Source organism: Nocardioides sp. NPDC101246, from assembly GCF_044767415.1.
Classification (GTDB): Bacteria; Actinomycetota; Actinomycetes; order Propionibacteriales; family Nocardioidaceae; genus Nocardioides.
On sequence record NZ_JBIWNX010000005.1, the window covers coordinates 333493 to 352217 of the forward strand.

16 protein-coding genes are annotated in these 18725 nt (G+C 67.8%); 1 reads left to right on the top strand and 15 read right to left on the bottom strand.

Annotated elements, in window-relative coordinates:
- Positions 1–14: 14 nt before the first annotated feature.
- The 6 genes from ACIRON_RS11705 to ACIRON_RS11730 form a co-directional block, all read right to left on the bottom strand.
- Positions 15–1031 (bottom strand): ABC transporter permease, encoded by a 1017-nt coding sequence (locus tag ACIRON_RS11705; protein WP_402992473.1) that lies wholly within the window; start codon positions 1029–1031, stop codon positions 15–17.
- A gap of 163 nt (positions 1032–1194) precedes the next feature.
- Positions 1195–2901 (bottom strand): ABC transporter substrate-binding protein, encoded by a 1707-nt coding sequence (locus tag ACIRON_RS11710; protein WP_402992474.1) that lies wholly within the window; start codon positions 2899–2901, stop codon positions 1195–1197.
- Positions 2902–2997: 96 nt separating this feature from the next.
- Positions 2998–4011 carry an ABC transporter permease gene (locus ACIRON_RS11715; protein ID WP_402992475.1) on the bottom strand — a complete coding sequence of 338 codons (1014 nt, stop codon included), beginning with the start codon at positions 4009–4011 and terminating at the stop codon, positions 2998–3000.
- Positions 4012–4255: 244 nt separating this feature from the next.
- Positions 4256–6028 (bottom strand): aspartate--tRNA ligase, encoded by a 1773-nt coding sequence (gene aspS, locus ACIRON_RS11720; protein ID WP_402992476.1) that lies wholly within the window; start codon positions 6026–6028, stop codon positions 4256–4258.
- Positions 6025–7374, bottom strand: coding sequence for a histidine--tRNA ligase (hisS, locus tag ACIRON_RS11725; protein ID WP_402992477.1), 1350 nt, complete (start codon positions 7372–7374; stop codon positions 6025–6027). The genes aspS and hisS overlap by 4 nt, the downstream gene beginning before the upstream one ends.
- Positions 7371–8066, bottom strand: coding sequence for an MBL fold metallo-hydrolase (locus ACIRON_RS11730; protein ID WP_402992478.1), 696 nt, complete (start codon positions 8064–8066; stop codon positions 7371–7373). The genes hisS and ACIRON_RS11730 overlap by 4 nt, the downstream gene beginning before the upstream one ends.
- A 188-nt stretch (positions 8067–8254) precedes the next feature.
- Here ACIRON_RS11730 and ACIRON_RS11735 point away from each other — a divergent pair, with 188 nt between their 5' ends.
- Positions 8255–9493, top strand: coding sequence for a DUF349 domain-containing protein (locus tag ACIRON_RS11735; protein WP_402992479.1), 1239 nt, complete (start codon positions 8255–8257; stop codon positions 9491–9493).
- 237 nt (positions 9494–9730) lie between these two features.
- On the opposite strand, the gene ACIRON_RS11740 is transcribed toward ACIRON_RS11735, so the two are convergent.
- From ACIRON_RS11740 to ruvC, 9 genes are all read right to left on the bottom strand, one after another.
- Positions 9731–9931 carry a hypothetical protein gene (locus ACIRON_RS11740; protein WP_402992480.1) on the bottom strand — a complete coding sequence of 67 codons (201 nt, stop codon included), beginning with the start codon at positions 9929–9931 and terminating at the stop codon, positions 9731–9733.
- Between the two features lie 27 nt (positions 9932–9958).
- The gene (locus ACIRON_RS11745; RefSeq protein ID WP_091041252.1) at positions 9959–12274 is read right to left on the bottom strand and encodes a bifunctional (p)ppGpp synthetase/guanosine-3',5'-bis(diphosphate) 3'-pyrophosphohydrolase; all 2316 of its coding nucleotides are present in this window, start codon (positions 12272–12274) and stop codon (positions 9959–9961) included.
- A gap of 62 nt (positions 12275–12336) precedes the next feature.
- Positions 12337–12903: an adenine phosphoribosyltransferase gene (locus ACIRON_RS11750; RefSeq protein ID WP_402992481.1), complete on the bottom strand. Its 567-nt coding sequence runs from the start codon at positions 12901–12903 to the stop codon at positions 12337–12339.
- On the bottom strand, positions 12900–14135 hold the full coding sequence (gene secF / locus ACIRON_RS11755) for a protein translocase subunit SecF (protein WP_402992482.1): 1236 nt from the start codon (positions 14133–14135) through the stop codon (positions 12900–12902). Before secF ends, ACIRON_RS11750 begins: the two co-directional genes overlap by 4 nt.
- The gene (gene secD, locus ACIRON_RS11760) at positions 14135–15847 is read right to left on the bottom strand and encodes a protein translocase subunit SecD (RefSeq protein ID WP_402992483.1); all 1713 of its coding nucleotides are present in this window, start codon (positions 15845–15847) and stop codon (positions 14135–14137) included. The genes secF and secD overlap by 1 nt, the downstream gene beginning before the upstream one ends.
- A 7-nt stretch (positions 15848–15854) precedes the next feature.
- Positions 15855–16235: a preprotein translocase subunit YajC gene (gene yajC / locus ACIRON_RS11765; RefSeq protein ID WP_402992484.1), complete on the bottom strand. Its 381-nt coding sequence runs from the start codon at positions 16233–16235 to the stop codon at positions 15855–15857.
- Positions 16236–16322: 87 nt separating this feature from the next.
- A complete protein-coding gene (ruvB, locus tag ACIRON_RS11770) occupies positions 16323–17405 on the bottom strand; it encodes a Holliday junction branch migration DNA helicase RuvB (protein WP_091041244.1) in 1083 nt (360 codons plus the stop codon).
- 6 nt (positions 17406–17411) lie between these two features.
- Positions 17412–18011 (bottom strand): Holliday junction branch migration protein RuvA, encoded by a 600-nt coding sequence (gene ruvA / locus ACIRON_RS11775; RefSeq protein ID WP_402992485.1) that lies wholly within the window; start codon positions 18009–18011, stop codon positions 17412–17414.
- Positions 18008–18547 (bottom strand): crossover junction endodeoxyribonuclease RuvC, encoded by a 540-nt coding sequence (gene ruvC / locus ACIRON_RS11780; RefSeq protein ID WP_091042380.1) that lies wholly within the window; start codon positions 18545–18547, stop codon positions 18008–18010. Before ruvC ends, ruvA begins: the two co-directional genes overlap by 4 nt.
- Positions 18548–18725: the final 178 nt, after the last annotated feature.

Here is an 18725-nt window from a genome sequence, read left to right on the forward strand (position 1 = left end):
GATCAACTCCCGGGTCAGGCGACGCGCACGCGCGGGTCGATGAAGGCGTACAGGACGTCGACGACGATGTTGGCGATGATCACCAGAGCGCCGAGAAGCAGCACCAGGCCCACGATGGTGGGAAGGTCGTAGGTCTCGTTCGCGGTCACCGCGAGCTTTCCGAGACCGTAGTAGTTGAAGACGTCCTCGGTGATGATCGCGCCGCCGAGGACGGCAGCGACGTCGAGGCCGAACATCGTCACCAGCGGGGTCAGCGCGGCGCGCAGAGCGTGCTTGAACAGCACCTTGCCACCCTTGAGGCCCTTGGACTTCGCGGTGCGGATGTAGTCCTCGCTCATCGACTCGAGGACGAACGCCCGGGTCATGCGTACGTAGCCCGCCATGTAGACCGCCGCGAGGGTGAACCCGGGGAGCATGAGCTGGACCAGCCATTGCCCGACGCCACCTTCAGCGATCGGCACGTATCCCGGTGCGGGAAAGATCCCCCATTTGATGGCTACGAAGTTGATCAGCAAGGCACCCACGAAGAAGGTCGGGAACGCGTAGAGGGACAGCGTGGCTCCGACGACTCCGCGGTCCACGAGGGTCCCCTTGAAGACCGCTGCGAGCACTCCGAACAGAACGCCGAAGACGACCCAGATGGTGACCGCGACCAGGGCGATCGAGATCGAGATGGGGGCTGCCTCCGCGATCTCCTCGTTGACCGTCATCTGCAGCTGCTGGGAGAAGCCCAGGCAGGGCGCCGCGCACTCGGTGACCAGCTCGGGGTTGGCCTCGCGCATCGCCTCGTCGGCGGGGTACTCGCGGCCGACGACGACGCCCTTGGCGAAGTTGCCCCACTGGACCAGCAGCGGCTGGTCGTAGCCGAGGGCCTGGCGGGTCTCCTCGATGCGCTCCGGGGGGCAGTTCTTACCGCACGAGAACTGCGCCGGGTCGACCGGGTTCTTCATGAACAGTGCGAAGACGATGAAGCTCATCGCCACCAGCATGAGCAAACCGACGATCACGCGCCGGATGATGTAGGCGACCATCGGTGGGTCTCACCTTCATTGGGATCGGCCGGAGCACCGTTATGGGGTGTCGTCCGGGGGGAATCGTGTCCAGGTACATGGGGAGAGGCGGGGCTCTGGCGAGCCCCGCCTCCAAGGTCGGAACGGCTCAGGGCCGTCCGAACGGTGTTGCGGAGCTGAAGGATCAGTCCTCGACGTCGATGGGCCCCAGGTCCGGGTAGGACGAGGAGGCATCGGTGGTGATGAAGTCCTTCACCTTGGAGCCGTTGACCCAGTTGAAGGTCGCGATCTCCAGCGGGATGTAGGCGACGTCCTCACCCATGACCGCGTCTGCCTCCTGGAGGAACTTGTTCTGCTCCTCGATGGTGGCGGAGTTGGCGGCCTGGTCGAACAGCTTGTCGACCGCCGGGTTGTTGTAGTTGCCGTAGTTCTGGCCGTTGGTCGACTTCTCGATCTGACGGCTGTCGAACAGCGCCGCGGTGACGGTCATCGCGGAGCCCCAGTCGGCACCCCAACCGCCCCACATCACGTCGGCCTTGTTGGAAGGCTTCTGGATGTTGGAGTAGTAGACGTCGCCCAGCGGGTCCAGGGTGACCTTGAAGCCGGCGGCCTCCCAGCCCTCGACCAGCGCGGCGGCCTGCTTGTCAGCGGTGTCGCTCTGCGGGTAGGTGAAGGTGATCGGGTACGGCGTCTTGGCACCGGCCTCGGCGAGCAGCTTCTTGGCAGCGGCCGGGTCGCCCTTGAGGTTGCGGTCCTTGTACGCCGGGTTGGCGACGTAGCCCGGAACGGCCGGGTTCACGATCGAGTCGGCCGGGGTGTAGGCCTTCTCGCCACCACCGGCGGCGATCCAGGACTCGACGTTGGTCGCGACCGCCAGCGCCTGACGGACCTTCGGGTCCTTCATCTGGTTCTGGTTCGGCACCAGGTAGTCGACGTAAGGCGACTGGACCTGGGTGTAGCGGTCCTTGACGCCGGCCTCGGTCAGACGCGGGTAGAACTCCGGCGGGACGCGCGAGCCGCTGACGATGGTCGCCTGCGAGTCGGGGCTGTCGGAGAAGAGCTTCTCGTAGGTGGTCGTGGCCTTCTCACCGAACTTGAAGACAACCTTGTCCGGCTTCGCCTCACGGAGCGACTTGTCGTCGGTCTCCGGGTCGTACTCGTCGTTACGCACCAGGGTGCCGCCCTTCTGGGCGTTCCAGGTGTCGACCTTGTAGGGGCCGTTGGAGAAGATGACGTCGTCGTTCTTGGCGCCCTTGTCCTCGGACTCCTTGTAGGGGTCCATCATGTGCAGCGACGAGATCGCCAGCGGGAAGTCCGGCCACGGCGACTTGAACTTGTAGGTGATGGTCTTGCCGTCGCAAGTCACCGCCTGGTCGAAGTCGGCCTGCTGCTCCGGCGTCGCGGTGTAGGGGCCGGGGTACTCACCCTTGAGCGCGAGCTTCGCGGTCAGGTAGAAGCCCGGACCACCGGTGAGCTCGTCGGCGGCGAAGTTGCGCGAGGCGCCGTAGGCGAAGTCCTCACACGTGATGTCGGAGCCGTCCTGCCACTTCACGCCGTCCTTGATCGTGAACGACCAGGTCTTGGCGCCCTCGGTCGAGGTGCCCTCGTCGGTGGCCAGGTCGGGGATCGGCTTGCTCGAGACCTTGGGGTCGGTCGACGCCGGGTTCGAGAGCAGCTTGCGGTAGACCAGACGCGTGGTGTGCGAGATGGTCTCACCGACGTAGATACGCTGCGGGTCCAGGTGGTCGATCGGGTCCTCAGCGACGATGGTCAGCGTGCTTGCCGAGCTCGAGCCGCCGCCGTCCCCGCCGCCACAGGCAGCCAGGCCCAGCGAAAGACCGAGCACGCCAGCGGCACTGACCGCTACGTACTTAGCTCGCTTCTTGAGCATTCGTTTCTCCTTGGTGTGGTCGCCGTCAGCCTCTGACAACTGACGCCGTAACGGTGTCCCGGGCGGGTCACCTGTGTGTGGACGGAGCCCCGAGGCTCACCTGTCACCCTTGGGGTCAAGGGCGTCTCGCAACCCGTCCCCGAGAAGGTTGAACGAGATCACGATCGTCGCGATGATGATCGCGGGCATGAAGAAGTAGAACGGGTCCACCTGCGCGTACTTCAACGAGTCGGTGAGCACGTTGCCGAGCGTGGGCGTCGGCGGCTTCACACCGACCTGGAGGTAGCTCAGTGCCGCCTCGGCCGAGATGTAGGCCGGCATCATCAGGGTGACCAGGACCAGCAGCGGGGCCCACAGGTTCGGCAGGATCTCCTTGAAGTAGATCCGCGACTTCGAGGCACCCAGGACGATCGCCGCCTCGACGAACTCTCGTTGCTTGATCGAGAGGACCTGTCCTCGGACCACGCGGGCGGTGCTGGTCCAGCCGAAGATCGCGAGCACCACGGTGCAGTAGATCCCCTGGACAAATGGGCCGTTGGGTAGTCCCGTCACCATCTGGATGAGCTCGAGGCCGAGCGCCGAGAGCGCCAGCAGCATCATCGTCGAAGGGAACGAGAGCGTCAGGTCGGTGAAGCGGCTCAGGCCTGCGTCGACCCAGCCACCGCTGAAGCCGGAGATGATCCCGACGATCGCGCCGATGACCACCGACAAGATGGCGGCGGTGAGGGCGATGATCAGCGAGAACGTGATGCCGTACCAGAACCGGGACAACGCGTCGCGGCCGGTGCCGGGCTCCACGCCGAGCGGGTGTGCGGCGCTCGCGCCGCTGAACCTGCCCTCGGGGATGGTGTTGGCGTCGAGCAGGTCCTGGTTGTAGCTGAACGGGTCCAGCACGCCCATCTTGACGAGAAGGGGGGCCAGGACGGCAGCCAGGACCACCAGGATGACCACCGTCAGCGACACCATCGTCAACTTGTCCTTGCGAAGCCGCATCCATGCCAGCTTCATCGGGGACTTGCCGGCGATCTTCTTCGCCTCCTCAGGCGAAGCAGAAGGTGTCGATCCACCCGAGAGTTCTTCACCTTCGAACACGGTGGCCGATTCGCTCATGGTTCCTCTGTCTAGTCGTATTTGTGGGTGCCGCCGTCGCACGGCAGCGTCCGACCCACGAGGTCGACGGATGGAACTCTATGTGATCCTTTTGCCAGGATGCGCCCCGGACCGGTAACGATCCGATTTCAACCAGTGATACGGCAGATCGGGATGCCTTCTCGCAATTCCTTAGAGAATGCCAAGAGTCTCCGGGACCGGCGGACCGGTCCCGGAGACTCTGTTGGATTCAGCCGAGGTGGGCTCAGTTCGCCGATTCGCCCTCGGCGGCAGGCTTGGCGTCGACGCCCGCCTCCTTGCGCTGCTCGGGGGTGATCGGCGCCGGAGCGGCGGTGAGCGGGTCGTAGCCGGCACCCGTCTTCGGGAAGGCGATGACGTCGCGGATCGAGTCGGTGCCGGCAAGGAGGGCGACGACGCGGTCCCAGCCGAAGGCGATGCCACCGTGCGGCGGAGCGCCGAACTTGAACGCGTCGAGCAGGAAGCCGAACTTCTCCTCGGCCGCCTCCTCGCCGATCCCCATCAGGTCGAAGACCCGCTTCTGGATGTCCTCGCGGTGGATACGGATCGAACCGCCACCGATCTCGTTGCCGTTGCAGACGATGTCGTAGGCCCAGGCGAGCGCGTTGCCGGGGTCCTTGTCGAAGCCCTCGACGTCCTGCGGGCTGGTGAAGGCGTGGTGGACCGCGGTCCACTCCCCCGCACCGACCGCGACGTCACCGGACTCGACGGCCTCGGAGGCCGGCTCGAGCAGCGGCGCGTCGACGACCCACAGGAAGCTCCAGTCGCCGTCCTTACGAAGGTCGAGACGGTTGCCGATCTCCAGCCGGGCGGCACCCAGCAGGGAGCGGCTCGACTTGGGCGCGCCGGCGGCGAAGAAGATGCAGTCGCCGGGGTTGGCGCCGACGTGAGCGGCCAGTCCGGCGGCCTCGGTCTCGGAGAGGTTCTTGGCGACCGGACCGGTCAGCGAGCCGTCCTCCTGGACCAGGACGTACGCCAGGCCCCTGGCGCCACGCTGCTTGGCCCAGTCCTGCCAACCGTCGAGCTGGCGCCGCGGCTGGCTCGCGCCGCCCGGCATCACCACGGCGCCGACGTAGGGCGCCTGGAAGACGCGGAACGTCGTCTCGGAGAAGTAGTCGGTGCACTCGGTGATCTCGATGCCGAAGCGCAGGTCGGGCTTGTCCGAGCCGTACTTGGCCATCGCGTCGGCGTAGGTCATCCGCGGCAGCGGGAGCGGCACGTCGTAGCCGATCAGCTTCCACAGCGCCGCGACGATCTCCTCGCCCAGCGCGATCACGTCGTCCTGCTCGACGAAGCTCATCTCGATGTCGAGCTGGGTGAACTCCGGCTGCCGGTCGGCGCGGAAGTCCTCGTCGCGGTAGGCGCGGGCCAGCTGGTAGTAGCGCTCCATGCCACCGACCATGAGCAGCTGCTTGAACAGCTGCGGGGACTGCGGCAGCGCGTACCACGAGCCCGGCTGCAGGCGGGCCGGGACCAGGAAGTCACGGGCACCCTCGGGCGTGCTGCGGGTCAGCGTCGGGGTCTCGATCTCGACGAAGTCGTGACCGGCCAGCACGTCGCGGGCGGCCTTGTTGGCCTTCGAGCGCAGCCGGATGGCGTTGCCGGGCGCGGTGCGGCGCAGGTCGAGGTAGCGGTGCTTGAAACGTACGTCCTCGCCGACCTCGACGTGGTCGTCGATCGGGAACGGGAGGGCCGCGGCCGCGCTGAGGACCTCGAGGTCCTTCGCGACGATCTCGATCTCGCCGGTGGCGAGGTTGGGGTTGCGGTTCTCCTCGGTGCGCGCGACGACCTCGCCGGTGACCTTGATGCAGTATTCGTTGCGGAGCGCGTGGGCGATCTCCTCGTCGCGCACGACGACCTGGACCACGCCGCTGGACTCACGCAGATCGAGGAACGCGACCCCGCCGTGATCGCGTCGACGGCCTACCCAGCCGGCGAGGGTCACAGTCTGGCCGACGTGCTCGGCACGCAGGGTGCCGGCGTCGTGGGTGCGGATCACTTCTTCTCCTCGTTGTTCGCGACGACCTGGGGCTTCAGGTCGCTCTCGTTCTGCGGCGTCCAGGTGGCCGGGTCGGCCGGGACCTGATCGCCGGTGCGGATGTCCTTGATCTCGTAGCCGCCTTCGGTCGCGAAGAGGACGTACGGGATGCCGCGGCGCTCCGCGAAGCGGATCTGCTTGCCGAACTTGGCGGCGTTCGGCGAGACCTCGCAGGCAACATTGTGAGCGCGCAGCTGCTGGGCCGCCGAATCGGCCTCCGCCCTGCTCTCCTCGTCGGCGACGGCGACCAGCACGGTGCTCGGGACCTTGCGGTCCCCGTCGAGCACGCCCTTGGCCACCAGCGGCACCAGGACGCGGCTCACGCCGAGCGAGATCCCGACGCCCGGGTAGGTCGTCTTGCCATCGCTGGCGAGCGCGTCGTAGCGGCCACCCGAGCAGATGCTGCCCAGGGACTCGTAGCCGTCGAGGCGGGTCTCGAAGACGGTGCCGGTGTAGTAGTCCAGGCCCCTGGCGATGCTCAGGTCGGCCACGACGCGTACGGAGTCGGTGTTGAGCGGCGCGGTGGCGGTGATCAGCGTGGCCAGCTCGGTCAGGCCCTCCTCGAACAGCTCGCTCTCGACGCCGAGGGCACGGACCTTCTCCACGAAGGAGTCGTCGGTGGCGGTGATCGTGGCGAGCTCGAGGCACTTCGCGGCCTGCTCGTCGCTCAGCCCGGCCTCGGAGACCAGCAGCTTGCCGACCTCGTCGGCGGGCATCTTGTCGAGCTTGTCGATGAGCCGCATGGTCTCCTCGACGTCGGGGGCGCCGAGGCCGGCGTAGAAGCCCTGGATCAGCTTGCGGTTGTTGACCTGGAGCGTGAACCCGGGCAGGAAGGTCAGCTTGCCGAGCGCCTCGAGCATGACTCGGGCGACCTCGACGTCGTGGTGGAACGGGAGCGTGTCGCGGCCGACGATGTCGATGTCGGCCTGCGCGAACTCGCGGAAGCGGCCCTCCTGAGGGCGCTCACCTCGCCAGACCTTCTGGATCTGGTAGCGGCGGAAGGGGAACTCCAGCTTGCCGGCGTTCTCGAGCACGTAGCGGGCGAAGGGGACGGTGAGGTCGAAGTGGAGCCCCATGCCCTTGTCGCGAGACTCGTCCTGCTCCTGGAGCCGCTTGAGGACGTACACCTCTTTGCTGGTGTCGCCCTTTCGCAGCAGCTGGTCCATCGGCTCGACGGCGCGGGTCTCGATGTTGCCGAAGCCGTGCAGCTCGAAGGTGTGGCTCAGAGTCGCGATGACCTCGCGCTCGACGGTGCGCTGGCTCGGAAGGAACTCCGGGAACCCGGAGAGCGGTGTTGGCTTGTTCATGGTGTGGTGATCAGGTCCTGAAGAAACGGGTTGGTGGCGCGCTCGCGCCCGATCGAGGTCTGTTCGCCATGGCCGGGGAGCACCACGATGTCGTCGGCGAGGGGCAGCACCTTGGTGGTCAGGGACTGCAGCATCGTGGCGTGGTCACCGCCGGGGAGGTCCGTACGCCCGATGCTGCCCGCGAAGAGCAGGTCGCCGGAGAACATCACGTCACTGACCTCGGCGTGGTCGGGGTAGGGAGTCCGGAAGGTGACCGATCCCTCGGTATGCCCGGGCGTATGGTCGATCAGGAAGCTCATCCCGGCCAGATCGATGGCCTGGCCGTCGACGAGCTCACGGACATCGTCGGGCTCCACGAAGTCGTAGGTCCCCTGCGGCATGCCCAGCAGCATCTGCGCCGACTCCGGCGAGATCCCCTGGAGCGGATCGGCGAGGAGGTGACGGTCGTTGGGGTGGATCCAGGCCGTGGAGTCGTACGTCTTGCTCACCGGGGTCACGGACCACATGTGGTCGACGTGGCCGTGGGTGAGGAGCACGGCGACCGGCTTGAGGCGCTGCTCCCGGACGATCTCCTCGATGCCCTTCGCCGCATCCTTCCCGGGGTCGATCACGACACACTCGGTGCCCGGACCGGTGGCGGCGACGTAGCAGTTGGTGCCCCACGGACCGGCGGGAAAGCCTGCGATCAACACGAGAAACACCCTATCCAGCGGTACAGTGCAGCGCCGCATCGTGGCGTCTGACTACGATGGGCATCCCGAGGTGTGCCGGGACACCGCGGGGACCTGCAAGTTGAGCCGACCGGGACTGTGACGAGCACGGTGTCCGGCGGGGGAGATTTCATAAGAGGTTAGCGCCTCATGCGAAGAGTAGGGACATTGTGACCAGCGAGCAGTGGGGTCGGGTCGAGGAAGACGGAACGGTCTACGTGAAGACCGCTGAGGGCGAACGTTCCGTGGGGCAATACCCGGAAGGCACGCCAGAGGAGGCGCTTGCCTTCTTCACCAACCGGTTCGACCAGCTCGCCTTCGAGGTCGAGCAGCTCGAGCGGCGCGTGCATGCGGGTAAGACGTCGCCCGACGAGGCGACCGCGGCGGTCAAGACCGTCGTGGAGAAGGTGACCGACGCCAACGCGGTCGGTGATCTGGCCTCGCTGGTGGCCCGGCTGGAGGCTCTCGCTCCGGTCATCGCCACCCAGCGCGAGGCCCGCAAGGCAGAGCGGGCCGCGAAGGCGGCCGAGGCGAAGGTCGCCAAGGAGGCTCTCGTCGCCGAGGCCGAGAAGCTGGCCCAGAGCAACGACTGGCGCAACGGTGCCAACCGGCTGCGTGAGCTGCTCGACCAGTGGAAGGCGCTCCCCCGCATCGACCGCGGGTCCGACGACGCGCTGTGGCGACGCTTCTCGACCGCACGCACCGCCTACACGCGGCGCCGCAAGGCCCACTTCGCCGAGCTCAACGCCCGGCGCGAGGACGCCAAGGTGATCAAGGAGCGGATCATCGTCGAGGCCGAGCAGCTCTCCGCCTCCACCGACTGGGGCCCCACCGCCGGGCGCTACCGCGACCTGATGCGCGACTGGAAGGCCGCCGGGCCGGCGCCCAAGGACGTCGACGACAAGCTCTGGAAGCAGTTCCGGGCCGCCCAGGACGTCTTCTTCGGTGCCCGTGACGACGCCAACGCGGCGCTCGACGCCGAGTTCGCGCAGAACGCCGTGGTCAAGGAAGGGCTGCTCGTCGAGGCGCAGGAGCTTCTCCCGCTCGTGGAGAAGGGCGACGACCTCGACAGCGTCAAGCGCTCCTTCCGTGACATCGCCGAGCGCTGGGACGAGGCCGGCAAGGTCCCGCGCGACCGCATCAAGGAGCTCGAGGGCGCGATGCGCAAGGTCGAGCAGGCCATCAAGTCCGCCGAGGACGACCAGTGGCGCAAGTCCGACCCGGAGAAGTCCGCCCGAGCCGACGACATGATCGCCAAGCTCGAGGAGGCCATCGCCCAGGTCGAGAGCGACCTCGCCAAGGCGCAGACCTCGGGTGACGCCCGCAAGATCAAGAGCCTCGAGGAGAACCTCGAGTCGCGCCGTCAGTTCCTGGAGATGGCCAAGCGCGCCAGCGCCGACTTCAGCTGACCCTCACCCCGACTCGGCTCATCTTGACCAGAGAACCTGCCGAGTCGGCGCGTCATAACGCGCCGACTCGGCAGGTTGCGGCGTCAGTTTGCGACGACTCGGTTTCTCACAGGCCGCCGTAGTAGTCGCCCTTGGCCGACATTTCCCTTCTGGGCCTGGCGGACGTCTTCGGGCTCGACTGGCGTCTCTCTCGGCCTCCGAGCCGACGCGACCTTCGACGCGCTGACTCGGTGATGGTCACAGGACGCCGGAGATCCCGCCGTCGGAACCGCCGTGGTGCGGTCGGCCCTGATATTCGGCCTCGCCCAAGGCCTGTCCTCTGTTTCGGGACGCCTGGGAATCGTCGATGCCTCCTGTCGGCTTTCTCAGCACCACCCACACGATCGCGCCGATGAAGACGACGCCTGCGGCGATCAGAAACCAGGTGAACGGATCCACGAGATGCTCACTTTCACTGGGTGACTTCTATTGGGTGACGCGGTAGGCGTCGAAGACGCCGGGGACGGTGCGTACCTGCTTCAAGACGGTGTCGAGGTGCTTGGAGTCGGCCATCTCGAAGGAGAACCGGGACTTCGCGACGCGGTCGCGGGTGGTGGTGAGCTGGGCGCTCAGGATGTTCACGTGGGCATCCGAGAGCGCCATCGTGATGTCGGAGAGGAGCCGGGCCCGGTCCAGCGCCTCGACCTGGATGTTGACCAGGAAGACCGAGTTGGAGGTGGAGCCCCACTCGACCTCGAGCAGGCGCTCGGGGTGGGAGCGGAGCTCGGCGGCGTTGGTGCAGTCGGTGCGGTGGACGGAGACTCCCCCGCCCTTGGTCACGAAGCCGAGGATGTCGTCGCCGGGCACCGGTGTGCAGCACTTGGCGAGCTTGACCCAGACGTCGGGGGAACCCTTGACGATCACACCGGCGTCGGAGTTGGCTGTGGAGACCTTGCCGTGGCGCCTGCGGCCGACGTTGATGGCCTCGGCGAGGTCCTCGGCGGCACCTTCGTCGCCGCCGTGGTCCTCGATGACGCGGCGTACGACCGCCTGGGCGGAGAGGTGGCTCTCACCGACCGCGGCGTAGAGCGCGTCGACGTCGGCGAGGTCGAAGTGGTCGGCGGCGAGCATGAGGGACTCGCGCGACATCAGCCGCTTGAGGGGCAGGCCCTCCTTGCGCATCAGCCGGGCGATCGCGTCCTGGCCCTTCTCGATGGCCTCGTCGCGGCGCTCGCGGGTGTGCCACTGCCGGATCTTCGCCTTGGCCCGGTTGGACTTGACGAAGGAGGCCCAGTCGCGCGACGGGCCGGCGTTGGGCGACTTGGAGGTGAAGACCTCCACGACGTCGCCGCTCTCCAGGGTCGACTCCAACGGCACCAGACGGCCGTTGACCCGGGCGCCGATGGTCTTGTTGCCGACTTCGGTGTGCACGGCGTACGCGAAGTCGACCGGGGTCGCGTCGGCGGGCAGCGCGATCACGTCGCCCTTGGGCGTGAAGACGTAGACCTCGGTGCGCTTCATCTCGAAGCGCAGCGACTCCAGGAACTCGCCGGGGTCGTTGACCTCCGACTGCCAGTCCATGAGCTGCTTGACCCAGCTCATGTCGTTGTCCATCGGCCGGTCGGTGTCGACACCGGCGCGGCCGTCCTCCTTGTACTTCCAGTGGGCGGCGACGCCGAACTCGGCGCGGCGGTGCATCGCGAAGGTGCGGATCTGCAGCTCGACCGGCTTGCCCTGCGGGCCGATCACGGTGGTGTGCAGCGACTGGTACATGTTGAACTTCGGCATCGCGATGTAGTCCTTGAAACGCCCCAGGACGGGGTTCCACCGCGAGTGCAGGATGCCGAGGACGGAATAGCAGTCGCGCTCGTCCTCGACCAGGATCCGGATGCCGACCAGGTCGTTGATGTCGGAGAAGTCCTTACCGCCGACGATCATCTTCTGGTAGATCGAGTAGTAGTGCTTCGGTCGACCGGTGACGGTCGCCTTGATCCGGGCCTCGTGCAGGTCACGCTCGACCTGGTCGATGACCTGGGCCAGGAACTTCTCCCGTGACGGGTTGCGGTCGGCGACGAGGCGGACGAGCTCGTCGTACATCTTCGGGTAGAGGGTCGCGAAGGCGAGGTCCTCGAGCTCGAACTTGATGGTGTTCATGCCGAGCCGGTGGGCCAGCGGAGCGTAGATGTCGAGGGTCTCGCGAGCGCTGCGCTCCTGGCTCTTCTGCGGGACGTAGCGCAGCGTACGCATGTTGTGCAGCCGGTCGGCGAGCTTGATCACCAGCACCCGGATGTCGCGCGACATCGCCACGACCATCTTGCGGATCGTCTCGGCCTGCGCGGAGTCGCCGTAGGTGACCTTGTCGAGCTTGGTGACACCGTCGACGAGGTGGGCGACCTCCTCACCGAAGTCCCGGGTGAGCTCCTTGAGCGTGTAGGGCGTGTCCTCGACGGTGTCGTGGAGCAGCGCCGCCACCAGGGTCGGCTCGGTCATGCCGAGCTCGGCGAGGATCGTGGTCACCGCGAGCGGGTGGGTGATGTAGGGGTCGCCGCTCTTGCGCATCTGCGTGCCGTGAAGGCGCTCGGCGGTGACGTAGGCCCGCTCGAGCAGGGCTAGGTCAGCCTTCGGGTGGTTGGACCTTACCGCCCGGAACAACGGCTCCAGCACAGGATTGCCCGGCGTGCCGCGTCCGCCGATCCGGGCCAGGCGCGCACGGACGCTGCGGCCCGACGGGGCCGGGCCACTGCTCTCCCGCGCCTCGATGTTGTGCGCACGAGGCTGCGCGACGATGCGATCCTCTGCCATGTCCCGAGTCTACCGGCCGCACCCGGAGCGTTGGCTAGGACGGCACCTGCAGAATGGACCTGTCAACTGACCAGCAGTGCGTGCACCTGCGTGTCCGGCAGCTTGCTGCGCGGGTCGAGGAAGCCGAGCTCGAGCAGCACCGAGACGCCAACGACGACTCCGCCGCAACGCTCGACGAGCTCGATCGTGGCGGCCGCGGTGCCGCCGGTCGCGAGGACGTCGTCGATGACCAGCACCCGCTCCCCCGGCGCGACCGCGTCGGTGTGGAGCTCCAGGGTGGCCTCGCCGTACTCCAGCGAGTAGGAGACCGCGTGGGTCTCGCGGGGCAGCTTGCCGGCCTTGCGTACGGGCACGAAGCCCACACCGAGGTGCAGGGCCGCGGGAGCGCCGAGGATGAAGCCTCGCGACTCCATGCCGAGCACCTTGGTCACGCTCACGTTGCCGTCGGCATCGCGCCCCGGAGCGGCGAGCGCCTCGACCACCTGGGTGAAGCCCTCGTAGTCGGCCAGCAGCGGGGTGATGTCCTTGAACCCGACGCCCGGCTCCGGGAAGTCAGGAACGTCGGCGACCAGCCGCTCGAGGGTTTCCTCGAGCGACCGGCCACCAGCGGCCGTCTCGGAGACAGTCACTTGCGCTTCGACCTCGACTCGCGCTTCGGCTGCGGACGCCCGGCGGCGCCGCTGTCGGAGACCTCACGGTGCTGGTCGGGTACGTTGCGGCCCCGACCGGTCGCGGAGCGGTTGGGGCTGGTGCCCCGGCTCACGCCGGCCTCGTGAAGGTCCTCGGACTCACGCAGCTCGTCCGGCTCGTCGCTCTCCGCGACCGGCATGCCCTCGTCGAAGACCGGGACCGCGGCGTACTTGTCGGCTTCCTTCATCCGCGCGGCGGCACGCTTCTCGGCGTCGACGACGTCCTTCTCCTTCGACTTCAGGTGCACCAGCAGCGGGGTGGCGATGAAGATCGAGGAGTAGGTGCCGACGGCCATACCGATGAAGAGGACCAGCGAGATGTCCTTCAGCGAGGAGGTGCCGAGCTGGACGGTGCTGACGTAGAGGATCGCGACGACGGGCAGCAGACCGATGATCGAGGTGTTGATCGACCGGACCAGGGTCTGGTTGACCGCCAGGTTGGCCGCGGCGGCGTAGGTCTGCTTCTTCTGCGACAGGTTGCGGGTGTTCTCCTTGACCTTGTCGAAGACCACCACGGTGTCGTAGAGCGAATAGCCGAGAATCGTCAAGAAGCCGGTGACCGTTGCCGGGGTCACCTCGAACCCGACGATCGCGTAGACGCCGACGGTGATCACCACGTCATGGAGCAGCGCGACGACGGCCGCGACCGACATCTTCCATTCGCGGAAGTAGATCCAGATGAACAGAACCACGCCCACGAGGAAGATGCCCAGCGCGAGGGCCGCCTTGGAGGCGACCCGCTGGCCCCAGCTGGGGCCGATGCCGGTGCGGCTGATGTCGTCCTCGGCCACGTCGGCGGTCTTGGTGATCGCCGCCATGATCGAGTCGTCGGCCTCGGAGTTGTTGGCGATCGCCTTGGTCTCGATGACGATCGACTTGCCACCGGCCGTACGCACGGTGGCGCCGTCGGCGGCCTCGACCGCCGTGTCACCGACCGCCGTACGCAGATCGTCGGCGAGCTCCTGGTCGGCCTGCGCGACGGTCACGGTGTAGCGCGTGCCGCCGGTGAAGTCGATGCCGAGGTTGATGCCCTGGAGCCAGACACCGAGGACGACAGCCACGAGCACGACCGCGGACACGGCGTACCAGAGCATCCGGCGACCGACGAAGTCGAAGGACTTCTCGCCGGTGTAGAGCTCCTTGCCGAGCCGGGAGAAGGAGAACTTGCTCATCAGGCCTTGCCTCCGACCAGAGTGGTGCCCGTGGGGGCGTCGACGGTGCCGATAGCGCGCTTGTCCATGCCGGAGAGCACGTGGCCCTTGTTGAAGAAGCCCCAACCGGCCATCAGCTTGGTCATCGGGTGGGTGAACCAGAAGAACACCAGCACGTCGATGATCGTGGTCAGGCCGAGCATGAACGCGAAGCCCTTGACCTCGTTGGTCGCGAAGACGTAGAGCACGAACGCGGCCAGGAACGAGACGCCGTCGGAGGCCAGACACGTGTTGCGGGCCCGGACCCAGGCGGTGTCGACGGCCACCCGCATCGAGCGACCATCACGCATGTCGTCACGCATCCTCTCGTAGAGGATGATGAAGGAGTCGGCGGTGATACCGATACCGACGATCAGACCGGCCACGCCCGGAAGGTCCAGGGTGACGCCGGCGGTCTCGCTGAGCAGCAGGATCATCCCGTACGTCAGAGCACCCGCCACGAGCAGCGAGCCGATCACCACGATGCTCATCGCGCGGTAGTAGAGGATCGAGAAGATCACCACCAGGATCAGACCGATCAGGCCGGCCCAGAGTCCGGCGGTGAGCTGGTTGCCGGCCAGGGTCGGGCCGATCACCCGGGTCTGGATGCCGTCCTCGGGGAAGTCGAGCGGCAGCGAGCCGTACTTCAGGTTGTTGGCCAGCGCGGCGGCGGACTCCTGAGTGAAGTCGCCGCTGATCTGGGCGCCTCCGCTGATCCGGGAGTCAGCGGTCGGGGCCGAGATCACCTGGGTGTCCAGGACGATCGCGAACTGCTCGCCGGTGCCGGCGATGGCGCCGGTGGTGTCGGCGAAGACCTTGTTGCCGTCGGACTTGAAGTCCAGGGTCACCACGTAGTTGGCCTGCTGCTGCGGGATGCCGTAGGAGGCCTCGCTGATCTCGGTGCCCTCGATCACTGCCGGAGTCAGCAGGTAGGGGACGCCGTCCTCGTCGCAGGTCAGCAGCGGCTCACCGGCGATGTCCTCGGCCGGTTCGGCGCCCGGGGCGGGGCAGGTGAAGGAGTTGTAGGCAGTCGCCCACTCCTGCGGGACGTTGCGCATGAACTCGACCGCTTCGTCGACCGGGACGACCGAGTTCTTGCTCCGCTTCTCGGCATCGGCACCCGCCGAGGCCGACGGGCTGGCGCTCGGGTCGGCGCTCTCGGACGCCTTCTCCGAGGCCTTCTCCGAAGCGCTCGCGGTCTCGGATGCGCTGGCGGTCTCGCTGCCGAACGCCGCGCGCGGGGAGGTGCCCGGCACGGTGCTCGTCGAGGGGTCCTCGACCATCGAGCCGCTCGAGTCCGCGGCGCCACAGGGCTTCTGCGGGCTGCAGGCGACCAGGCGGAAGCGGAGCTTCGCGGTCTGACGTACGCGCTCTGCGGTCTCCTGCTGCACCTTGCCGGTGCCGGGGATGGAGACCTTGATGACGTCGTTGCCCTCGGTGGTCACTCGGCCGCCGGTGATGCCGGAGCCGTTGACTCGCTGGTCGATGATCGACTTGGCCTCGTCGAGGCTCTCCCTCGGGACCGATCCGCCCTCGGAGTTCTCCGCGGTCATCGAGATCTCGGTGCCGCCGCGCAGGTCGAGGCCCAGCTCGGGCTTCCAGGTGCCGGCGAACGCGATGCCGCCGAACATGATCGCAATGGCCAAGAAGAGCAGTGCGAGTGTCCGGCCGGGGCGCGCTTTCTTGCGTGCCATGTGTTGGTCAGTCCTTCTTGTCGAGGTCCACGATGACGTTCTCGGCGTCGGCGGAGGTCTCCTCGGCCGCAGCCTCGACCTCGCGCTCCTCGCCGGACTCCTCGATGGACTCTTCGTCGGACTCCTCCGCGGGCGCCTCGGTGACCTTCTGGGCCACGGCCTGGCGCACGACCTGGATGACGACGCCGTCGGAGATCTCGACCTTGATGTTCGTCGTGGTCTCCTCGACCTCCGTCACCGTGCCGAAGAGCCCGGCGGTCAGCATCACCCGGTCACCCGGCTGGAGGTTGAGCTGGAGCTCACGCGCCTGCTTCGCACGCTTCTGCTGCGGCCTGATCAACAAGAAGTAGAACAGGACGATGATGACGATAAAAGGAAGGAATTCCACGGGGGTTCGGCTCCGACAGTCTGAGTGGTCGCCGGCAGGCGCACGGCGACGTGCAAGTCTAACCAGGCACCTGGTTGCGACTGTGAATCAGGCCTCATCCCAGAGCGTGTCCCTGGACCAGGCCGCAGCCTCGGCGTTGGCCGGAACCGGCAGCCCGAGATGCTCCCAGGCGGCCGGGGTCGCGACCCGGCCCCGCGGCGTACGTGCCAGGAAGCCGGTGCGCACCAGGAACGGCTCGGCCACCTCCTCGACCGTCTCGCGCTCCTCCCCCACCGCCACGGCGAGGGTGGAGATGCCCACCGGGCCACCGCCGAACCTGCGGCATAGGGCGTCGAGGACGGCCAGGTCGAGGCGGTCCAGGCCGAGCGGGTCGACCTCGTAGAGATCGAGCGCCTTCTCGGCGATCTGCTGCGTGACCGTGCCGTCGGCCTTGACCTGGGCATAGTCGCGTACGCGGCGCAGCAGTCGGTTGGCGATCCGCGGCGTGCCTCGGGAGCGGCCGGCGATCTCGGCGGCTCCGTCGTCCTTGAGGGTGACGTCGAGCAGGCCCGCGGAACGGCGCACGATCAGCTCGAGGTCGGCCGGGTCGTAGAGCTCGAGGTGTCCGGTGAAGCCGAACCTGTCCCGGAGCGGGCCCGGGAGAAGGCCGGCCCGCGTGGTCGCGCCGACCAGCGTGAACGGCGGCAGGTCGATCGGGATCGCGGTCGCGCCCGGGCCCTTGCCGATGACCACGTCGACCCGGAAGTCCTCCATCGCCAGGTAGAGCATCTCCTCGGCGGGTCGGCTCATCCGGTGGATCTCGTCGACGAAGAGCACCTCGCCCTCGTTGAGCCCGCTCAGGATCGCGGCCAGGTCGCCGGCGTGGGTGATCGCCGGGCCCGACGTGATCCGCAGGGGCGCCGACATCTCGGCGGCGATGATCATCGCGAGGGTGGTCTTGCCGAGCCCCGGCGGCCCGGACAGGAGTACGTGGTCGGGGGCCCGCTCACGCTGCCGTGCCGCCTCCAGGACGAGGCCGAGCTGCTCGCGGACGCGTTGCTGGCCGATCAGCTCGTCGAGGGTCTTGGGGCGCAGCGCCGCCTCGACGGCCCGATCGTCACCGTCGGCCTCGGCGATGGTGAGCGAGGAGAAGTAGTCCTCCTCGGCCCGGTCCAGGTCGTCCTCGTGCATGGTTTCTTATGCCTTCGACAGGGTGCGTAGAGCCGCCCGGAGCAGCAGCGAGATGTTGGCCTGGTCGCCGGCCTCGGGCTCGATGGCGGTGACCGCCTTGTCGGCGTCGCGGGCGTTGTAGCCCAGGCCGACGAGGGCCTCGGTGACCTGGTCGCGCCACGGGGCCGCAGCGGCGGTGGGCGCTGGGGCGGAGGCGGTGCCGGTGGGTGCGCCGATCCTGTCCTTGAGCTCCAGGATGATCCGCTGGGCGCCCTTCTGGCCGATGCCGGGGACCTTGGTGAGGGTCTTGGCCTCCTCGCCCGCGATGGCCAGACGGATGCCGTCGGGCGAGAGGACCGCGAGCATGGCCTGGGCGAGCTTCGGGCCGACGCCGGAGGCGGTCTGGAGCAGCTCGAAGAGGGTGCGCTCGTCGGTATCGGTGAATCCGAACAGGGTCAGCGAGTCCTCGCGCACGACCAGGCTGGTCGGCAGGTGGGCCTCCTCGCCGGTGCGCAGCGTGGCCAGCGTGTTGGGCGTGCAGAGCAGCTCGATCCCGACGCCGCCGACCTCGACGATGGCGGTGGAGAGACTGACGGCGGCGACCTTGCCGCGCACGGACGCGATCACTTCTGGTGCCCTTTCATTGGGTGCCTTCCAGCAGCCGCGAGCGCGGCCTCGATGCGGTTCTGGGCGCCTCCGCGCCACTGGTGGGTGATGGCCAGCGCGAGCGCGTCGGCGGCGTCGGCGGGCTTCGGCGGCGTCGGGAGCCGCAGGATGCGGGTCACCATCGCGGTCACCTGAGCCTTGTCGGCCCGGCCGTTGCCGGAGACGGCCGCCTTGACTTCCGAGGGCGTGTGCAGGGCGACCGGCAGACCGCGCCGGGCGGCGCAGACCATGGCGAGGCCGCTGGCCTGAGCCGTACCCATGATCGTGGAGACGTTCGAGCGCGCGAAGATCCGCTCGATCGCGACCGCGTCGGGCCGATGCTCCTCGATCCAGGCGTCGATCCCCTTCTCGATGCTCACCAGCCGCTCCCAGACGGGAAGGTCGGAGGACGTACGGATCACGCCGACGTCCACCATCGACAGCGGCCGGCCGAGCGATCCGTCGACCACGCCCATCCCGCACCGGGTCAGGCCGGGGTCGATCCCAAGCACCCTCACGCAGACACCTCCATCGAACGTCTGTTCGCAGACTACAGACCTCGCGCCGAATCATGAGGTATGGCGTGCCGAGAATGTAGTTGTGGGGGGGGGGGGGGGGGGGTGGGGGGGCCCCCCCCCCCGCCCGCCCCCCCCCATGAGCAACAAACGCGGCGGGGGGGGGGGGGGGGCGGGACGG